This is a genomic window from Pseudomonas sp. RIT409 (genome assembly GCF_003052515.2).
Classification (GTDB): Bacteria; Pseudomonadota; Gammaproteobacteria; order Pseudomonadales; family Pseudomonadaceae; genus Aquipseudomonas.
Map to the genome: position 1 here is coordinate 69287 of NZ_QARE02000012.1, position 16226 is coordinate 85512.

18 protein-coding genes are annotated in these 16226 nt (G+C 60.6%); 9 read left to right on the forward strand and 9 right to left on the reverse strand.

Translation table 11 applies throughout. The features are described from left to right. Nucleotides 1-44 precede the first annotated feature (44 nt). The 6 genes from DBP26_RS16210 to DBP26_RS16235 form a co-directional block, all read right to left on the reverse strand. On the reverse strand, nt 45-443 hold the full coding sequence (locus tag DBP26_RS16210; protein WP_108238547.1) for a response regulator: 399 nt from the start codon (nt 441-443) through the stop codon (nt 45-47). Between the two features lie 277 nt (nt 444-720). Continuing rightward, nucleotides 721-2052 carry a deoxyguanosinetriphosphate triphosphohydrolase gene (locus DBP26_RS16215; RefSeq protein WP_108238548.1) on the reverse strand — a complete coding sequence of 444 codons (1332 nt, stop codon included), beginning with the start codon at nt 2050-2052 and terminating at the stop codon, nt 721-723. A gap of 84 nt (nt 2053-2136) precedes the next feature. Then, entirely contained in the window at nt 2137-3300 is a 1164-nt protein-coding gene (locus tag DBP26_RS16220; RefSeq protein WP_108238549.1) for an EAL domain-containing protein, read from the reverse strand. A 120-nt stretch (nt 3301-3420) separates the two neighbouring features. Next, complete coding sequence (locus DBP26_RS16225) at nt 3421-3762, reverse strand: hypothetical protein (protein ID WP_108238550.1); 342 nt, start codon at nt 3760-3762, stop codon at nt 3421-3423. After that, nucleotides 3759-4145, reverse strand: coding sequence for a phage holin family protein (locus DBP26_RS16230; RefSeq protein ID WP_108238551.1), 387 nt, complete (start codon nt 4143-4145; stop codon nt 3759-3761). Before DBP26_RS16230 ends, DBP26_RS16225 begins: the two co-directional genes overlap by 4 nt. Nucleotides 4146-4150: 5 nt before the next feature. Then, nucleotides 4151-4465, reverse strand: coding sequence for a YqjD family protein (locus DBP26_RS16235; protein WP_108238552.1), 315 nt, complete (start codon nt 4463-4465; stop codon nt 4151-4153). Between the two features lie 341 nt (nt 4466-4806). Between DBP26_RS16235 and DBP26_RS16240 the strand changes: the two genes are divergently transcribed. The 3 genes from DBP26_RS16240 to DBP26_RS16250 all read left to right on the forward strand — a co-directional run bounded on the left by DBP26_RS16240 (nt 4807) and on the right by DBP26_RS16250 (nt 7536). After that, a complete protein-coding gene (locus DBP26_RS16240) occupies nt 4807-6015 on the forward strand; it encodes an ammonium transporter (protein WP_108238553.1) in 1209 nt (402 codons plus the stop codon). 151 nt (nt 6016-6166) lie between these two features. After that, nucleotides 6167-7252 (forward strand): acyltransferase, encoded by a 1086-nt coding sequence (locus DBP26_RS16245; RefSeq protein ID WP_108238554.1) that lies wholly within the window; start codon nt 6167-6169, stop codon nt 7250-7252. Between the two features lie 44 nt (nt 7253-7296). Further along, entirely contained in the window at nt 7297-7536 is a 240-nt protein-coding gene (locus DBP26_RS16250; RefSeq protein ID WP_108238555.1) for a glutaredoxin family protein, read from the forward strand. 27 nt (nt 7537-7563) lie between these two features. Here the strand turns inward: DBP26_RS16250 and DBP26_RS16255 are convergent, their stop codons facing one another. Then, entirely contained in the window at nt 7564-7830 is a 267-nt protein-coding gene (locus DBP26_RS16255) for a hypothetical protein (protein ID WP_108238556.1), read from the reverse strand. Between the two features lie 403 nt (nt 7831-8233). Here DBP26_RS16255 and DBP26_RS16260 point away from each other — a divergent pair, with 403 nt between their 5' ends. Next, nucleotides 8234-9127: a pseudouridine synthase gene (locus DBP26_RS16260; protein ID WP_108238632.1), complete on the forward strand. Its 894-nt coding sequence runs from the start codon at nt 8234-8236 to the stop codon at nt 9125-9127. A gap of 34 nt (nt 9128-9161) precedes the next feature. Here the strand turns inward: DBP26_RS16260 and DBP26_RS16265 are convergent, their stop codons facing one another. Continuing rightward, complete coding sequence (locus DBP26_RS16265) at nt 9162-9662, reverse strand: cupin (RefSeq protein ID WP_108238633.1); 501 nt, start codon at nt 9660-9662, stop codon at nt 9162-9164. Nucleotides 9663-9983: 321 nt separating this feature from the next. Between DBP26_RS16265 and DBP26_RS16270 the strand changes: the two genes are divergently transcribed. Both DBP26_RS16270 and DBP26_RS16275 read left to right on the forward strand, forming a co-directional pair. Beyond that, complete coding sequence (locus DBP26_RS16270; protein ID WP_108238634.1) at nt 9984-11318, forward strand: sorbosone dehydrogenase family protein; 1335 nt, start codon at nt 9984-9986, stop codon at nt 11316-11318. A gap of 185 nt (nt 11319-11503) precedes the next feature. Then, nucleotides 11504-12385 carry a DMT family transporter gene (locus DBP26_RS16275; RefSeq protein ID WP_108238557.1) on the forward strand — a complete coding sequence of 294 codons (882 nt, stop codon included), beginning with the start codon at nt 11504-11506 and terminating at the stop codon, nt 12383-12385. Nucleotides 12386-12397: 12 nt separating this feature from the next. On the opposite strand, the gene DBP26_RS16280 is transcribed toward DBP26_RS16275, so the two are convergent. Further along, on the reverse strand, nt 12398-13300 hold the full coding sequence (locus tag DBP26_RS16280; RefSeq protein WP_108238558.1) for a DMT family transporter: 903 nt from the start codon (nt 13298-13300) through the stop codon (nt 12398-12400). Nucleotides 13301-13387: 87 nt separating this feature from the next. Here DBP26_RS16280 and DBP26_RS16285 point away from each other — a divergent pair, with 87 nt between their 5' ends. From DBP26_RS16285 to DBP26_RS16295, 3 genes are all read left to right on the forward strand, one after another. Then, complete coding sequence (locus tag DBP26_RS16285; protein WP_108238559.1) at nt 13388-14722, forward strand: PLP-dependent aminotransferase family protein; 1335 nt, start codon at nt 13388-13390, stop codon at nt 14720-14722. Nucleotides 14723-14895: 173 nt separating this feature from the next. After that, nucleotides 14896-15579, forward strand: coding sequence for an ATPase (locus DBP26_RS16290; protein WP_108238560.1), 684 nt, complete (start codon nt 14896-14898; stop codon nt 15577-15579). Between the two features lie 150 nt (nt 15580-15729). Continuing rightward, complete coding sequence (locus tag DBP26_RS16295) at nt 15730-16140, forward strand: ester cyclase (protein ID WP_108238635.1); 411 nt, start codon at nt 15730-15732, stop codon at nt 16138-16140. Nucleotides 16141-16226: the final 86 nt, after the last annotated feature.

The following is a 16226-nucleotide window of genomic DNA, read 5'->3' on the forward strand; positions in this document are numbered from 1 at the left end:
GGGCGAAGAAGCGCGGCAGCGAACAATAAGATGCTGCGTATCGATCAGCAGTCACCGTATCGGGACGAAATAAGTTGCAATAGCTCCAGTGTGTTCAAGGGTTTCGATAGGCACCCGAGTAATGGAACGCCTCTTTCGACTGCCGCCCGGGTGAGATCTTTCAATTCGGCGTTCTCCAGCCCACTGAGCAACACCGCGTGACTCACCAGTTTGCGCTGAGTGGCAATGTCGATGAGCTCGGTGCCGCTCATGTCCGGCAGGCGCTGGTCGCACAGCAGCACGTCATAGGGCTTGGCGCTGCGCTCCAGCGCGACCAGCGCTTCTTCGGCATTGAGCGCGGGGGTCACCCGATACAGGCCATGGTTATTGAGCAGGATCTGCAGCGCGATGAGCTGAAACGGATGATCCTCTACCAACAAGATTCGAAGCGTGTCTGTGGGCATTGAAAGATTCCAGGCGGGGGCAGGGCAACCGAAGCGCTTGTGCGCTGAGGATCGCATGGGCAATTGCTGTGATAGAGGCGCCGTGGACGGGTGTCGGGGCCGGTCCACACGGCATTGTGGTCGGCGGATTATTCGACAGCGCATTGGAGTCGGCGATAGGACTCCTCTCGTCAACGTGTAGGACGTTTCCGAAGATGGCGTTTTCCTTTCTGGAAACACCCAAAAGAAAAGCCCGATCTCCAGTCGGATTTCGGGCTTTATGCGATCAGGGCATTCTTTAAACGGGGCTCGAGCGCCCCGTCATCTCACGCGCCATCTCACTGGCGTAGCTGTCGGTCATGCCGGCGATAAAGTCGATGACACGCAGGAACGAGGTGTGCAGGGGCCATCGGGGGTCCGGCGCGTTGTTTCCCAGTAGATCGAGGATGCGTCGGCTCTTGAACGAGGGGGTGTGCCCACCGTACTGCTCCAGTGCCGCTCCGCAGAACGCATTGAGCAGGATTTCCAGCGTGGTGTAGGCGCCGATCTCGTGGAGCGTCTTGCGCTTGTCCTGGAAGATTTTTTTGCGGGCCATGTCTTTTGCGCTGAGCACGCAACGCTTCGCGGGGCCCTCCATGTGCTCGACCAGGTCGCCCTGAAGCGTACCGGCGAGCAATGCGTCCTGCTGCTCCACGAACGCCCGCGCGGCGGCGTTGGTCAGGTGCTCGATGGCCTTGCCACGCAAGATCGCCAGTTTGCGGCGACGCGAGTCATCCGGGCCGAGTTGCCGGTAGGTTTCGGGCAAGTCGTCGCCCACCAGGCCCAGCAGCAACGACTCGACTTCCGGGTAATTGAGCAGCTCCATTTCCAGGCCATCTTCGAGGTCGATCAATGCATAGCAGATGTCGTCCGCAGCCTCCATGAGGTACACCAGCGGATGGCGCGCCCAGCGTTGGTCCTCGATCTGCGGCAGCCCTAATTTATGGGCGATCTGTTCGAGGATCGGCAGTTCGCTCTGGTAGCAGCCGAACTTGTGCTTTTTATAGCCCAGCGAGTCGGCGTGACGGGCGGTCCACGGGTACTTGAGGTACGTGCCAAGTGTGGCGTACGTCAGGCGGGTCCCTCCTTCGAACTGGTGATACTCCAGTTGCGTCAGCACACGAAAGCCTTGGGCATTGCCTTCGAAATTGAGGAAGTCGTTGCGCTCAACGTCGCTCATCGCATCCAGCCAGCCACGTCCTGCGGCTTGTTTGAACCAGTTGCGGATCGCATCTTCTCCCGAATGCCCGAACGGCGGGTTGCCGATGTCATGGGCCAGGCAGGCCGATTGAACGACCATGCCCAGGTCACTCGGGTCGCACCACTCGGGCAACGCGCTGCGCAGGGTCTCACCGACACGCATGCCCAATGAGCGGCCCACACAGCTCACTTCGAGAGAATGGGTCAGGCGTGTGTGGATGTGATCGTTACTGGTGACCGGGTGGACTTGCGTCTTGCGGCCCAGGCGACGGAACGCGCCGGAAAAGATAATGCGGTCGTGGTCTTTGTGAAACGGGCTGCGCCCCAGTTCTTCCGGGCTGTGCAGGGTTTTGCCGAGACGCTCGCGCGTGAGCAGGGTGTGCCAATCCAAGGCCGGTACTCCAACGGGTGATGACCGGCCTAGCTTCCCGGTTCGTGTATCGGGCTGCAAGCAGAAGATGGCCTGGGTGGCGCGTCAAAAGCCTGCGGCGTCGACGTCAATCAACAGCAGACGCTGGCCATTGTCGAAAAACTGGCCTGCTGTCAGGCAATACTGATTGCTCGTGGCGTCGCGGTAAGTGTTGGACAGGGTCAGTCGCCGCTCATGCCAGCCTTCAGCCAGTAGATGATAGAAGTAGGGCCGCCACGACCAGTTGTGGCCCAGATAGCGGGCGTCCGCCAGCCAGGCGCCTTGGCGCCATTCCAGGTTGGGCGTGAGTTGTGTTCCGTGGCGGTCGCATTGGTAGAACCGCAGCAGCCACGGGAACTCCTCGACGTTCGGTAAATCACTCAGTGGCGCGTTGCCTTCGGCCCAGCGCTGCAATCGTGTCATGAGTTGGCTGAGCTGCTTGCGCAGGTTCATCAAGCGCTCGCGCTCGACCACTTTTTCCATGACGTAGCGATCGCGCAACTGGGCAAATCGCTCGACGAACGCATCGGCGGCGAAAAAGTGCTGTTCGGCCTGGGCGAAGAGAAAGCCCTGCACGTACCGCGATCCGCACTCCAGCGCGAAATGCAATTCGGCTTCGGTTTCCACCCCTTCGGCGATGATCCAGCAACCGGTCTTCTCGGCCATCTGAGCCAAGGCTTTGACCACGTCACTGCTAGGACCGCCCCTCGCCGCCGCCTGAAACAGACGCATGTCCAACTTGAGAATATCTGGCTGCAAGGCCAACACCCGATCCAACTGGGAGTAACCCGCTCCGAAGTCATCGATGGCGATTCTGGCGCCGGCTTCTCGATAACGCGCGACCACGTCGCTCAGGCGCTGGCTGTCGCCACCCAGTTCAGTGATCTCGAACACGATGCGATGAGCCGGGATGCCATGTCGCTTGAGTTGCAACAGGCTGGGCAGCGACTGCCCTGGGCGAAGGCGGCTGATCCAGCGAGGGGAAATGTTCAGGCTCAGGAACCAGTCGCTCGGCGCCTCGTGCAGACGGCTGAGCGCATCGTCTCGGATCAACCGATCCAGCCGACGCAGGTCGGCGGCGGGATGTTTGGGGTCGGCGAACAGCGGGCCGACTGACAGCAATCGGGCGTCTTCCTGGCGCAGGCGTCCCAAGGCCTCTATCCCTGCAATACGACCGGTGGCGGTATCGATGAACGGCTGAAAACAGGCTAGCGGTTGCCCATCGATCACATGGCCTCCTCAGAAAATATTGGCTTTGTTATTCAGGCAAAAAAACACGCCCCGACTCGACATGACCATCGAGGCGGGGCGGATGAAATTTATTTGCAAGAATGCAGCCAAATGGCCATCTCAGTGGCGACGGCCGGAGGTCTGCAGGATCAGCCGGATGATAGGCAGCACGCTGGCGCTGAATTTGATCAGCCGAGTCACACTTCCAGCCTGTTTGCTACGCGCTCGTTTTCCCGTGAGAAACCCGAGCAGCGAGACGAGACCCACTCCCCAGAGGGGACCGTGCTTGATACCCAGTGAACCGGGCAGGTCATGCGCCATGCCACGCATCCGATGCAGGGGACGCATCAGCTGCGCAGACTCGTGACGTATCTCCTGACGATGCATTTCCATGCGCAGGCGGATCAGCGCCTTGCGCAACTCTCGACGGTTATGGGTTTGAGGCGAGTCGGGGTGGCTCATGGCATCAGTCGCTCACGATCATTGGCCAGTTCTTCCAAGGTGGAATGAAAGGGCGAGGATTCATCGAAGATCGCGGATCTCAGCCGCATCGCGCAGAACAGCGCTGCCAAGGTGTAGAACGCACACAGGCCGATGATGCCGCTGAGCCGGTAGGTGTCCCACACCAGAATCAACAGCAACGCGGACAGCCCGATGAGCAACAACAGTGCGAACACCAAAGCCAGGCCCGCGAACAGCAGGAGGCTGACCGTACGAGCCTTTTGCTCCTGAAGCTCGATGCCGAAAAGCTCGATGTGGCTGTGCAGCAAACCGAGAAACGCGGCACCGAGACGGCGCGGCGAGGAGGATTGATCCGGGGCGGATGGACCTGTTTCCACTGTCATAGCCTTTAACGCCTTGTGGCCAGCAGACCCAGCAGGAAGCCTACGCCAGCGGCGATACCTACCGATTGCCAGGGATTGTTCTGAACGTATTCTTCGGTGGCGACGACCGCTTCCTTACTGCGCTCGCGCAGCGTGGCTTCGGCCAGTGCCAATGTTTCGCGAGCGCGCAGCAGACTCTCCTGAATCTGGTCCCGCAGCTCATCGGCCTGTTCTCCTGCCAGAGACGCCGTGTGCGCCAGTAGCTTTTCCGTGTCGGCAACCAGTGTCTGGAAGTCTGCCATCAAAATATCCTGGGCTTTCTCTGGTGTCGGGCGAGCCATGGTGTTCTCCGTTGAGGTGGCAATAATGGTTTTCGAGTATGGCCTATTTGCGAAGGTTCATTCCAATTGCCACATTGAGCGCCGGTACAGTTTTTGCTTTTCGGTGGTGCGCCAGTGAGGCGGCTTGCCCTAAAGGAGGGCGTGCGCATCGGCGGGACCGCTGATAACTGGACAGCTAACTCAAAAAATCAACACTCATGCCCCTGTGGTCATCGTCCTTCTCCTAATGTGGTGCGCCGTTTCGGTACGTGCTGCATTTTCCTGCGCAAACTTGGTGCGTTTGAGCGGTGGGTTTCGGTGCTTGACGCAGGGCCGTCGTCATCTTGCAGGCCTGCCCCTCGATGGAAAATATGCAAAGTGCGGTAAATACCCTGGTTCACAGTTCCAACACCCTGTTCCTTCTGATCGGTGCCGTCATGGTTTTAGCCATGCACGCGGGTTTCGCCTTTTTGGAAGTCGGCACCGTTCGGCAGAAGAACCAGGTCAATGCCTTGTCGAAAATCCTCAGCGACTTCGCCGTATCGACCCTCGCTTATTTCTTTATGGGGTACTGGGTGTCCTATGGCGTGAGCTTTCTGCAGCCAGCCAGTGCCCTGGCTGCCGATCATGGTTACGCCTTGGTGAAGTTTTTCTTTCTGCTGACGTTCGCTGCGGCGATCCCGGCCATCATCTCGGGGGGTATTGCCGAGCGCGCGAAATTCACTCCGCAACTCTGTGCGACGGTGCTGATCGTCGCCTTCGTCTACCCGTTTTTCGAAGGCGTGGTGTGGAACGGCAACTTCGGCATCCAGGCTTGGTTGTCGCGCAGCTTCGGCGCCGGTTTTCATGATTTCGCCGGGTCGGTCGTGGTGCATGCCGTAGGGGGCTGGCTGGCGTTGGCCGCGGTCACGCTGCTCGGGGCGCGTAACGGTCGATACCGCGACGGTAAGTTGATCGCTTATCCGCCGTCGAGCATACCCTTCCTGGCGCTGGGGTCGTGGATTCTCATCGTGGGTTGGTTTGGCTTCAACGTGATGAGTGCACAGACGCTGGCAGGCGTCAGCGGTCTGGTCGCCGTCAACTCGTTGATGGCGATGGTAGGGGGGACGGTCGCCGCCTTGCTGGTCGGGCGCAATGACCCCGGCTTTTTGCACAATGGCCCCCTGGCCGGACTGGTGGCCGTGTGCGCGGGCTCCGACCTGATGCATCCGGTCGGCGCGCTGATCACTGGCGCGGTCGCCGGCGCGTTGTTCGTCTGGTGTTTTACAGCGGCTCAGGTGCGTTGGAAAATCGACGACGTGCTGGGTGTCTGGCCGCTTCACGGCGTGTGCGGCGTCTGGGGTGGACTCGCCTGCGGCATCTTCGGCCAGGTCTCCCTCGGAGGCTTGGGTGGCGTCAGCCTGGTCAGCCAGATCATCGGCAGCCTGGCAGGGGTGTTCATCGCGCTTGCCGGTGGGTTTGGGGTCTATGGCCTGATCAAGCAGTGCCTGGGCCTGCGTTTGACGCAAGAGCAAGAGTTTTACGGCGCTGACCTGTCGATCCACATGATCGGGGCAGTCAGTCACGATTGAGCCTGAGCTTCGTCCCAACGTAACGCTCGACCGAGCTGACCATTGGCTATGCTTGTCGGCAAAGCGAGTGGGCAGGGCAACAGCAGCCCTGCCTCTCGACTTTCCTGATTTGTCGTCGCCCTCATGGGCACGTCTGTTGTAGGAGAAGTCGATGGAGCGAATCTATTCCCTTCAAGCGCTGAGGGGCGTGGCGGTGCTGGGGGTGGTGCTTTTCCACATGACCGCCGTCGAGGGCAAATATGCCGGCGGGGACGTTCTCCTCCCGCCCTGGCTGGATTTCTTCCAGTTGGGAGTGGACCTGTTCTTCATCATCAGTGGTTTCGTGATGGTGATTGTCAGCCGTGGGCGTTTTCAGAAGGTGGCCGAGTCCAAACGCTTTCTCTTCAACCGAGCTTCGAGAATCTACCCCACATACTGGCTTTATTTCTTTCTGACGTGGGTGGCGGTGTGGTTACAGCCGAGCCTGGTCAACAGCACGCATGGCTCGTCCAATCTGCTGATGTCCTTTCTGTTGCTGCCCAACGACAAGGTGCTGCTGGTCATGGTGGCCTGGTCGCTGCTGTTCGAACTATGGTTCTACCTGGTGTTCACTGGCCTGATGCTGTTTCGCGAACGATGGCTGCCGGTGTTTCTGGCGGCGTGGGCGTTGTCATTGATGAGCTTCAACAGCGTCGACACCTGGCAGGACTACAACGCCGCATTGAAAATCGTTCTTCATCCCTACGCGCTGGAGTTCATTGTTGGCGTCGCGCTGGCGCTGCTTTTTTACAGTCGCCATTGCGCACGGATCACCACGCCGATGATTTTCGGTGCACTCGCGGTAGCGCTAGTACCCGGGGTGGCGCTGATTGGGTATTACCGGCTGTTCGACGAGCAGGGCATGTTGCGCATGTGTGCAGTCGGCGCCGTGTTCGGCGTCCTGGTCCTGGGGCTGGCCCTGCTGGAGCGTCGCCGGCAGGTGAAGATGCCTTCGTCGTTGGTGGCGGTGGGAGACATGTCGTACACCCTCTACTTGTCGCACCTTTTGGTGCTGGGTGTCGTTGGCCGCTTCTGGCAGTTGTTCGGTGGTTGGCCGAACAGCCTGTTGGACAACGTGCTGTTCACCCTGGTCATGCTGATGGCGGTGCTGTGTTACGGCTGGGTGGGTTACCGCTGCTTCGAGAAGCCGCTGCTGGACCTTTCCAATGATTTTTCCCGACGTCGCTTCCGGCTCGACGCTATTCCAGGGCGGGCCTAAACTGGCCGCAGTTCGTGAAATTCTCTGGAGGGAGGTTTTTCCTCATGCCGCCGGAATGTCAGCTGTTCAGCACCGTGGGATGCCACCTCTGCGAGGTCGCCGAGGCGGAGCTCATGACGCTCGTCGAGCATGGCCTGATGGTGGAACTGGTCGATATCGCAGACAGTGACGCCCTGACTGACGCTTACAGCCTGCGCATTCCAGTACTGCGCCGTGTGGACACCGGCGCCGAGCTGGACTGGCCGTTCGACACCGGTCAGGTGGTGATGTTCTTGAGGGACTGAGCGCTCGAAGCGGTTCAGTCGCAGTCCTCAAAGGTATTGGGTGTCGACCACCATCGCCTTGGCGACGGCTTCTTTCTGGGCTTCGGTCATGCCGTCCCAGACATGCACCTTGGCGTAGTAGCCAAGCCCCGCGACGATGTACAGGCTCAGCGTGAAAATGATGAACACCGACATGAAGGTCCAGCGACCGACGTCATGTTCTTCACCCGAAAACGACTGCGAATAGTTGTCCTCGCTTTCGGCCGGCGTACCGGTGGACAGGCGTTTGATCCATTGAAACAGTTGAACCAGCATGGCGTAACCTCAAGTTTGCAAAACGAAATCTGTCGTGGGCCAAGAGCAACGGGTGCGTTCAGGGCCGACGCTACGGTTCGGCGGTCGCGCAGGGCGCGGGGTGCAAACGCTGAAAACGAAAAAAGCCCGTCGAGGACGGGCTTTCTTTTTATGGAATTCAGGTCTGGCAGGGCTTTCGGGTTCGATCACGAAGATGTTCGTGGTCGTTCGGTTTCGCCCCTGCGTGCCGATTTAGCAACATTTTAGAACAAAGGAATGCCAGCGGCTACCGTCGTCATGTAGATGTCAGACAACTGGTAGTGGATTGCGCTGCGACATAACGTCGCGTGCCAGCATGGCTCGCGCCTGACGGCCGCTTGAGGGGATAATGCTGTCTCTTCACGCCATGACCTCCGAGAGACCCATGTCCGATTCTGCATTCCTACCCGCCACCAGCCAGGCCAGCACCCTGTATCTGCCGCCAGGCCCCTGGCTGACGGTGCTCGACTGCCTGTGCGCGCGCTTTAGTGCGATCAGCCGAGAGCAATGGGTGGACCGCTTCCTAAGGGGGCGTGTGCTCGACGGCCAGGGCCAGCCCGTCGCGCTGGATCTGCCGTACCGTGAAGGGCTGCGCATCCACTATTTCCGCGAAGTACCCAACGAGACGCCGATCCCGGTCCAGGAGCAGATCCTTTACGCCGATGAACACCTGGTCGTCGCGGACAAACCGCATTTTCTGCCGGTCACCCCGTCCGGCGAATACGTGGAGCAAACGTTGTTGCGGCGCTTGATTCGCACACTCGACAATCCGCACCTGGTACCGCTGCACCGTATCGACCGCCACACGGCTGGGCTGGTGCTGTTCTCGGCCAACCAGGGCAGTCGTTCGGCCTATCAGGCGTTGTTCCCGACGCGACGCATCGAAAAACGTTACGAAGCCATTGCGCGTGCGCTGCCAGCACTGGCGTTTCCCCGCGTCCATAAAAGCCGATTGGTGGATGGCGAACCTTTTTTTCGCATGACGGAAGGGGACGGGCCCAGCAACACCGAAACCCGGATAGAGGTCTGTGAGCGCCACGGCGAACTGTGCCGTTACGGATTATTTCCGGTGACGGGCAAGAAGCATCAATTGCGCGTGCACATGGCGGCGCTGGGCGCACCGATCTGCAATGACCCGTTTTACCCCGAGGTCGTGAAAGACGCTGTCGACGACTATGACAAGCCGCTGAAGCTGCTGGCGCAAGGGCTGCGCTTTACGGATCCGGTCACCGGCCAGGCGCGGGCTTTCGAAAGCCGCATCGCATTGGCTTGGTCTTGAGGGTGCCGACTGGACACACGCTGGCCAAGACTTTTCAATGACCCTGCCAGTGGGCCGTCAACGGAGGGTGGTTCCCGGTCACTGGGTCGCTGTTCGGAAACGGCAGACGCGCGATGCGCTCGATCATCGCCTCGGTCGGCGCCTCCCGGCAGATGTCCCAGTTCTGGCCCGGCGGATAGCCGCCCACCACCAGGAAATCTTCGCTGGCCGACAACCGACAGTGGCCCGTCCCGGCAGGCAACAGCACGACATCACCCTTGTTCACGGTGACCTCCACGCCCTGTGGGCCTCCCAGGATCAGCCGTGCGCTGCCCGCGGCGAAGCCGAGTACTTCATGGGCGGTGGAGTGGTAGTGGTGATAATCGAACACACCGTCCCGCCATGCCGGTTTCCAGCCATTGCGGGTGAACAAGGCTTCCATGGCCGAAGCGACATCGCCATCGGTAACGACGTCGCGGTAATGCAGCACCGGTAGGATCGGATTGTTCGGTACCCAGTCATTGCGCTGCAATAGCAGTGTCTCGAGCGCGTGCATCGTTTTTGCTCCAGCGAACCCCGTCGGCAATACCCAGGCGACGGCGCCGACGGTCAGTGCCTTTGAAATGAGTGCGCGCCTGTGCCATGTCTTCATCGTGTTCCCTCTGGTCTCCTGACCGCGGACGCGCGCGTCACGTTCCCTCACCACCGCCTACATTGAACCCTTGCACGACAGGCGGGGTCGTTTGATTCGTGCCCTTGCAACAAAGGTCATTTGTACCTGCCCAGCTGTTTTGGTGGCGGAAGACAGGGCGATAATTTCGCCGATTGGATGTCCAGACGTGGCCCACGAAGGGCCGAAGAAGAGGTTAGAACAATGATGACGGTACAGCGCCTTGCCCTGTTGATGACCGCCGCGGCCTTGCTCGGCGGCTGCGGCGAAAACGCCAAATTACCCTTTCAGGCAGGCGTTGGCCCCAAGCCACAGTTGCCCGAGCCGACGCAGTCGTTGATTCCGACGGTGAAGGTGTCAAAGGCCGTGGGTTGGCAGGGGACCCATGCGCCTGTCGCGCCACCCGGTTTCAAGGTGCAGGCGCTGGCGGACCGTCTTGAGCACCCGCGCTGGTTGTACAAACTGCCGAATGGCGATGTGCTGGTAGCAGAAAGCAACACGCCGCCCAAGCCGGAGGGGACTACCGACGGTGGTTCAGGCCTGATGGCCTGGGCCAAGCGCACAGCGGCTGGCATCGTGATGTCGCGGGCAGGGGCGGACGCGCAGAGCGCGAATCGCATCACCTTGCTTCGCGACGCCGATGGCGATGGCAAGGCTGAGGTGCGTACGGTCTTCATCAGTGGGCTGAGTTCGCCGTTCGGGATGGCGCTGGTGGGCAACGAGTTGTACATCGCCAATGCTGACGCCGTGGTCAAGGTGCCTTATCAGGATGGGCAGACCGAGATCACCGCCACGCCGGTCAAGGTGACTGACTTGCCTGCCGGCATCAATCACCATTGGACCAAAAACATCGTTGCCAATGGCGACGGCAGCAAGCTGTATGTAACGGTCGGGTCCAACAGCAACGTCGGCGAGAATGGTCTGGAAGCCGAAGAGGGCCGCGCCGCGATCTGGGAAGTCGACCCCCGGACCGGCCAGAAACGTCTGTTTGCCAGTGGCCTGCGTAACCCCAACGGTCTGGCCTGGAAACCGGGCACCTCGGAACTCTGGACAGTGGTCAACGAGCGGGATGAGATTGGCAGCGACTTGGTGCCCGATTATCTGACGTCGGTGAAGGACGGCGCGTTTTATGGCTGGCCCTGGAGTTATTACGGCAGTCATGTCGATGCGCGCGTCCAGCCACCGCGTCCTGACAAGGTCAGCCAGGCCATCGCGCCGGACTACGCGCTGGGCACCCACGTTGCGCCGTTGGGCCTGACGTTTTCGGACGCCCAGGGGATGCCGCAGAACTTCTCGAACGGCGTGTTCGTCGGTGAGCACGGTTCGTGGAACCGCAACCCGCAGTCAGGTTACAAGGTGGTGTTCATCGGCTTTCAGGATGGCAAGCCGACAGGCATGCCGATCGACTTTCTCACGGGCTTTCTGAACAATGAGGGCGAGGCCCAGGGCCGCCCCGTGGGGGTCATTCTCGATCAGCAAGGCGCGCTGCTGGTGGCGGATGATGTGGGCAATACGGTATGGCGAGTGAGCCAGGCGCGCTAGGCCCGACACTCCCACGCCCGGTCCACGCATCGCTGCGAATGGCGGGGCCGGGCTGTTCGTAGGGGCTTGATCAGGGCGTGGCTGGCCCAGGCAACGCCGCCGTCAAACCGGCGTTGGAGGCAGGGGCAACTTGTGCTGTACTGCGCAGCGCGCCTGTTGTCTCTCACTCCGCCGTTGGATGCCCCATGAGCTTGCTTTCTTCTCCCCATCGTCATGTGCTCGGCATGTGGCTGATGGTCGGTGTGGCGTTTGTGTTCGCCAGCCACGATGCTGTCTCGAAAACCATGATCCTCGTGCTGCCTGTCGTCTTCGTGGCGTGGGCGCGTTATTTAATCCATACCCTGATCGTGACCAGCCTGATCATCAGGGAAAAACGCCAGCGGGCCTTTCACACCCGCAGGCCGGCGCTGCATCTGGTGCGGTCCTTGTTCCTGTTGGGTGACAGCCTGACCTTTCTATTCGGGCTGACGCATGTGCCGCTGGCCGAATCGACGGCGCTGGTGTTTTTAGCCCCGGCTTTTGTCACCCTGCTGTCTCCACTGGTTTTCGGCATCCACGCCGACCGCCTGCAGTGGCTGTCCGTGATCGTCGGATTCATAGGTGTGCTGGTGGTCATCAATCCCACCCGCGAGGGGTTCTCGCTCTGGATGCTGTTTCCACTGGCCTCGGCATTCTGTTTTGCGGTCTATCAAGTATTGACGCAGCTGGCGGGCGAATCGGACAGCCCCTCGGTGTGCAGCTTTTATGTGGGCGTGTTCAGCACGGCGATCCTGAGCCTGGTGGTGCCGTTCTTTTGGGCCACGCCTAGCCTTTCCCAGTGTGCCATGCTGCTGATGCTGGGCGGATTGGGGATGACGGCGCATCTGCTGATTTCCAAATCCTATGTTTATGCGTCGTCATCGGTCCTGGCCCCATTGGGGTACTTGCAAATCCTTTTCGCTGCCGTGTACGGCGTGGTGTTTTTCGACAGCTACCCGGTGCTGTCCTCATCGCTGGGAATGGCGCTGATCTGCCTGAGCGGCCTGCTGGTGTATTTCAAGCGCGTGCCCCTGACTCTGACCGAGTGATGCCCCGGCCCTTCAGCGGGAAAAGCGGCGCGCCCCGACGACACAGAGGATGACGCCCACGGTCACGCCCACCAAGGCCACGCTCACGTCTTCGTGCAGCAGTGTGGCAGCCAGTGCCAGCCCGAAGAATGGCTGGAGCAACTGCAACTGGCCGACCGCGGCGATCCCGCCCTGCACCAGTCCCCGATACCAGAAGACGAAACCGATGAGCATGCTGAACAGCGACACGTAGCCCAGGCTGATCCAGGCCGCAAGACCGACAGAGGCGAACGACGCGGGCGCGTTCAGCCAGGTCAGCACCAGCATCATTGGCAGTGCCAGCACCAACGCCCAGCAGATCACCTGCCACCCGCCCAGCGTCCGTGAGAGTTTTGCCCCTTCGGCATAGCCCAGCCCGCAGGCAAGGATCGCCAGCAGCATCAGCAGGTCACCGACCGGAGAAGCACTCAGGCCCTGCGCCAGGGCATAGCCCACCACCAACGCGCTGCCAAGTCCGGAGAATGCCCAAAAGGCCGGGCGTGGTCGTTCACCGCCCCGCCATACGGCGAACGCGGCGGTGGCCAGCGGCAACAGGCCGACGAAAACGATCGAGTGCGCCGAGGTGACGTACTGCAAAGCCAGGGCCGTGAGCAGCGGAAAGCCGATCACGACCCCCAGGGCGACGATGCACAGCGGCCACACTTGGGATGCGGTGGGGCGCCGTTGCTTGAGCAGCCACAGCAAGCACAACGCGACCGCTCCGGCGATGGAGGCGCGTGCGACCGTCAGGAATACGGGCGCGATGTCCTGCACGGCGATCCGCGTGGCAGGCAACGAACCGCTGAAGATCAGCACGCCGATCAGGCCGTTGAGCCAGCCGCTGGATACGCGTGGGCTGGGTAGATGGGAGCGAGACAGCGGCGATGCATGTTCCATGGCGTGGTGTCCTAGTCGTGATTGCGTGGGCGAAAGCCTAAGGTGCAGAATCAGGACAATCAAAGAATTGTCATGGATACATTCCTTATGCCACCTGCGCGCTACAAAACCTTGGTAGATCGCTTCGCCCATGACATCACCTCCGGGGCGCTGGCACCGGGGACCCGGTTGCCGACCCATCGACAACTCGCCGAGCAGGAAGGGGTCGCGCTGGTGACTGCATCTCGCGTCTATGCCGAGCTGGAGGCGATGGGGTTGGTCAGCGGTGAGACGGGGCGGGGGACTTATGTGCGGGAAATCGCCTTGCCTCTCAGCCATGGGGTCGATCAGCAAGCGCCGGGCGCCGGTGTGCTGGACCTCAATTTCAATTACCCCGCGCTGCCGGGCCAGGGCGAAATGCTGCGCACCGGCTTGCGTCAACTGGCGCTCAGCGGTGATCTGGACGCCCTGTTGCGCTATCAACCTCACGCCGGGCGCGGCCATGAACGGGCCTGCTTTGCCCGTCACTTGGCGGAGCGGGGTCTGCAGGTCAGTTCGGATGAGGTCGTCATCGTCAGCGGAGCGCAGCACGGGCTGGCGGCGATTGCCATGGCGCTGCTCAAGCCCGGCGATGTCGTGGCGGTGGACGCGTTGACCTATTCGGGGTTCAAGGTGCTGGCCGAGGCCCTTCGCATTGAAATGCTGCCGATTCCCTTGACCGATAACGGCCCGGACTTCAATGCGCTGGAGCGCCATTGTCGCCTGCGACGTGTCAAAGCGGTCTACGCCATGCCCACGCTGCACAATCCCATGGGCTGGGTGCTGGATCAGGCTTGGAGGGCGCGGTTGGTGAGTCTGGCACGCACGCATGGGCTGATGCTGATCGAGGACGCCGCCTATGCGTTTCTGGCGGAGGATCCGCCGCCTGCGCTGCGCACGTTGGCGCCGGAACTGACGGTGTACGTCTCGGGGTTTTCCAAGAATGTCGCCACGGGGTTGAGGGTCGGGTATGTCGTGGCGCCTTTGCGCTGGGTGGCGGCCATCGAGCGTGCCGTCAGAGCCACGACCTGGAACACGGCGGGCGTCATGACCGCGCTGATCTGCCAATGGATAGAGGACGGCACCGTCGCCCGCCTGGAGGCGGAAAAGCGCGAGGACGCCAGGGCCCGACAGGCGGTGGCGCAGAGGCGGTTAATTGGGCTGAACCTTATCAGCCATCCCGCCTCGTATTTCATATGGGTGCCGTTGCCGGAAGAAGCGCGGGCCGATCAGGTGGCAATGGAATTGCTCGAGATGAACGTTGCGGTGTCGACCGCCGAGCCCTTCGCCATCTCCAGCCCCTTGCCCCATGCCATTCGCCTGGCACTGGGGTCGGTGGACAAGGCGGCGCTGGATGTTGCATTGGGTAAAGTGCGACAGGTTCTGGGCAACTACGGTGTTTAGTCAGTCGGTTGGGTTATAGGGGAAAGTTGTTTTATTCGATAAATCGTAAAGGACTTTCTCTGCGCGCCTACCATTGGCGAAATCGATAGTTAACATCATCGATCACGTGTTCTTTTTTTTCTGTAAAGGAGCAGGATAGAGCCATGTTGAATTGTTTGCGAAGGACACCTGCGATGAGAATTTCCACTTTGCTGACGCTTGTCGCCGTATTGACCGGTGGCCTGGTAGCCGCGGTGCCCGCAAGCGCCGCGACGTCGGCAGCCGACGAACCGATTTGCCACTTCATGCCCATGGCAGACAGCGGTGTGGGCCTGAGCAAGTCGCAGTCAGTGGGCGTTCTTTACAGCGAAAATACCGTCGCTACCTTGAACTACCTCGAGCACTATCACGCGGTCGCCGTGAAGGGGGTCAAGAACGGTGCGCTGGATTCGCGTATTCGCGAAGCGTTCGTCAACAGCTCTGATCCAAAGTTGGCCATCGACTGGCTTAAAGCATCCATTGCCAAGGAATTCGCGTCGGTCACTGTCTATGACAATCTGGACGCGCTCATGAAGGCACGACCCGATGTGGTCGTCATGCTCGACACCTATAGCCAATTGGTTACCCAGCGCAACAGCAAGGTTGAAGCGCGGTTCGTCGCCAAGTTTTATGACGCCAACCTTCAATACATTGGCAAAGCCGAAGGCTTGGGCACCCAGGAGCTGAGCTCGGTGTGGGGGCATGACAAGGCGGCCCCGGAAATTGCTGCGCAGATCAACCAGCAGCGTGAACTGCAAGTCGATGCACTCAAACGGTTCGACATGTCGCTCAAGGCGCTGGTGACCTCCGGTGAGGTGGCGCAGGTGGCGGGCAACTGAGCAGGTGACGTTCCCTTGGGATGCCCCGTTTTGGCTGATTCCACGGGATGCCATGCAACCGCCGATTCCGGCTTGATCCTGAACTTAATCGTCCCGCTTGCCCCCTAACTCCCGACGGCTGCCTGTGCAGCGCCAACGGAGGTGATGACCTTGAGCAAGCAAGCCCTTTGCGAACGCTACCTCGGCTACATCGACTGCCTGAATCGCCAGGACTGGTCCCATCTGGGGGAATTCGTCGCGCCCGATGTCCATTACAACGGCCAGCGCATCGACCTCGCCGGTTACCAGGCGATGTTGGAAAACGACTTCCGGGCGATACCCGACCTGCGCTTCGTTGTTGATCGGTTGATTGCCGATCCACCCCATATTGCCGCGCGGCTGTGCTTCGATTGCACGCCCATCGGTGACCTCTTCGGTCTGCCGGTCAACGGACAGCGGGTCCGTTTCACTGAAAACGTGTTTTATGAGTTTCAGGAAGACCGGATCGTCAACGTGCACTCGGTCATCGACAAAGCGGCAGTGGCCCTGCAACTGCCCGTCGCGTCGAGGAATGACCGCTAGCTCCTGCAGAACCAGACGGTTAGGATAGCCATTCGCAATCATTGGTCGTTGCGTGTCGCTGCTGTAACCGTCGCTCTCAGGTGTCT

Excerpts from the sequence above, each read along its gene's own strand:
- DBP26_RS16210 (WP_108238547.1), bottom strand. The coding sequence starts at position 443 with ATGCCCACAGACACGCTTCGAATCTTGTTGGTAGAGGATCATCCGTTT.
- DBP26_RS16225 (WP_108238550.1), bottom strand. The coding sequence starts at position 3,762 with ATGAGCCACCCCGACTCGCCTCAAACCCATAACCGTCGAGAGTTGCGC.
- DBP26_RS16230 (WP_108238551.1), bottom strand. The coding sequence starts at position 4,145 with ATGACAGTGGAAACAGGTCCATCCGCCCCGGATCAATCCTCCTCGCCG.
- DBP26_RS16235 (WP_108238552.1), bottom strand. The coding sequence starts at position 4,465 with ATGGCTCGCCCGACACCAGAGAAAGCCCAGGATATTTTGATGGCAGAC.
- DBP26_RS16240 (WP_108238553.1), top strand. The coding sequence starts at position 4,807 with ATGGAAAATATGCAAAGTGCGGTAAATACCCTGGTTCACAGTTCCAAC.
- DBP26_RS16245 (WP_108238554.1), top strand. The coding sequence starts at position 6,167 with ATGGAGCGAATCTATTCCCTTCAAGCGCTGAGGGGCGTGGCGGTGCTG.
- DBP26_RS16250 (WP_108238555.1), top strand. The coding sequence starts at position 7,297 with ATGCCGCCGGAATGTCAGCTGTTCAGCACCGTGGGATGCCACCTCTGC.
- DBP26_RS16255 (WP_108238556.1), bottom strand. The coding sequence starts at position 7,830 with ATGCTGGTTCAACTGTTTCAATGGATCAAACGCCTGTCCACCGGTACG.
- DBP26_RS16260 (WP_108238632.1), top strand. The coding sequence starts at position 8,234 with ATGTCCGATTCTGCATTCCTACCCGCCACCAGCCAGGCCAGCACCCTG.
- DBP26_RS16265 (WP_108238633.1), bottom strand. The coding sequence starts at position 9,662 with ATGCACGCGCTCGAGACACTGCTATTGCAGCGCAATGACTGGGTACCG.
- DBP26_RS16270 (WP_108238634.1), top strand. The coding sequence starts at position 9,984 with ATGACGGTACAGCGCCTTGCCCTGTTGATGACCGCCGCGGCCTTGCTC.
- DBP26_RS16275 (WP_108238557.1), top strand. The coding sequence starts at position 11,504 with ATGAGCTTGCTTTCTTCTCCCCATCGTCATGTGCTCGGCATGTGGCTG.
- DBP26_RS16280 (WP_108238558.1), bottom strand. The coding sequence starts at position 13,300 with ATGGAACATGCATCGCCGCTGTCTCGCTCCCATCTACCCAGCCCACGC.
- DBP26_RS16285 (WP_108238559.1), top strand. The coding sequence starts at position 13,388 with ATGCCACCTGCGCGCTACAAAACCTTGGTAGATCGCTTCGCCCATGAC.
- DBP26_RS16290 (WP_108238560.1), top strand. The coding sequence starts at position 14,896 with ATGAGAATTTCCACTTTGCTGACGCTTGTCGCCGTATTGACCGGTGGC.